At 66.2% G+C, this 1,549-nt stretch carries 2 protein-coding genes; one reads left to right on the top strand and one right to left on the bottom strand.

Annotated elements, in window-relative coordinates; translation table 11 throughout:
- Nucleotides 1-18: 18 nt before the first annotated feature.
- Entirely contained in the window at nt 19-753 is a 735-nt protein-coding gene (locus AB0D74_RS45575; protein WP_362600741.1) for an alpha/beta hydrolase, read from the bottom strand.
- Between the two features lie 360 nt (nt 754-1,113).
- Here AB0D74_RS45575 and AB0D74_RS45580 point away from each other — a divergent pair, with 360 nt between their 5' ends.
- On the top strand, nt 1,114-1,329 hold the full coding sequence (locus AB0D74_RS45580; protein ID WP_362600744.1) for an MbtH family protein: 216 nt from the start codon (nt 1,114-1,116) through the stop codon (nt 1,327-1,329).
- Nucleotides 1,330-1,549: the final 220 nt, after the last annotated feature.

A 1,549-nucleotide genomic window follows, 5' to 3' on the forward strand; every position in this document is an offset into this window, starting at 1 on the left:
ATCGGGGCCCGGCTGCGGTCAACCGAGCGAACTGTGCTTGTCGAGGAACTCGATGACCGCCTGGTTGAAAGGCTCCGGGCGCTCCAGATAGCCGAGATGGCCGCAGTCCGACAGCTCCACGAGGTCGCAGTCCGGGATGGCCTCGGCGACCTCCGCGCCCAGATGCGGCGGACTGATCCGGTCATCGGTGAACGTGATCACCCGGCACGGCACCGTGACCCGTGCCAACTCCGCACGCCGGTCCCGTCCGGTGTCGATCCAGGCCTGCCCGCCGGCCTCACCGTCGCCGGAGTACTCGAACAGGTCGAGCCACGCCGCCACGGCGGACTCGTCGTCGACGGTCGCGGGCGACAGCATGTCGAACACCGTCTTCACCGCCCGGTACTCGCGCGGCAGTTCGAGACCGCTCTCCCGCAACGCCCGGCCCGCCGCGTCCTGCGCCCGACGCGCTCGATCGGAACGGGACTTCGTCGCGGCCAGCACCGCGGTCCGCACCAACTCGGGCTGCGACAACGCCAGTTCCTGGGCGATCAACGCGCCGAGGGACACCCCGACGAGGTGACACGGACCGAGCTCAAGGGCCCGGATCAGACCCGCGGTGTCCGCGACCATATCGTCGAGCGAGTATTTCCCGGGCGGTGTCGCGGAAGGCGCCACACCCCTGTTGTCGAATGCGAAGGTCCGATATCCGGCCGCGTTCAGCGCAGGCGTCTGGTACATCTCCCAGACACGCGCCGACGCACCCGATCCCATGATGAGCAGGACATTGACACCGGACCCCGAAACCGAATAGGCGAGTTGGATGCCGTTGCTCTGGAGGTAAGGCAAGATGGCCTCCCGATCCGCGCGTTGTGGAGATGCCGTCGTCGGGACACGCGCACACTATGCCAGCGACCTGGTGAACACAGAACGACGGTGTTCAACCGCTGCCTTGCGCCAGTTGAACAGCCGTGGTGAAGGGCCTGTTGGACAGTGGATAGCGCCCTTGTCATCCTGGCTTCGGCCGACGAGAGTTGCGCATCGAGTCGCCCGGTCAATTCGGCCAGGGAGATGTCCCCTCGTCATCGGGGCCGCGAATCCACTGGTCACCACGGTCCGAGAGGAAGGCTTGCCATGAACCCCTTCGAAGATCCCGACGCGAGCTATCTGATCCTGGTCAACGAGGAAGGACAGCACTCGCTCTGGCCGGTCTTCGCAGACGTGCCCGAGGGATGGACCAAGGCGTTCGGCGCGGCCGGACGCCAGGAATGCCTCGACTATGTCGAGAAGAACTGGACCGACCTGCGTCCGAAGAGCCTCATCGAGGCCATGGAGAAGGACCGCGCGTAAATCGCGGACGGAGAAGAACCGCGGGTAACAAAACCGCGGGCAGCAGAACCGCGCACAAGGCGAGGCGGACGGCCTGGCGAGCCGTCCGCAACAGCCGCCGGTGCACGCGGATCCGCCTTTCACACCGCCCGGTGGCCGCCCAATTCCGCCACCCGTGGCGTCCGGTGGTGCAAGTCAGTGAATCGATCGGGAGATGGGAATCGTTGTGTCTCGAGTCGGG

The organism is Streptomyces sp. NPDC048278, assembly GCF_040652195.1.
Classification (GTDB): Bacteria; Actinomycetota; Actinomycetes; order Streptomycetales; family Streptomycetaceae; genus Streptomyces.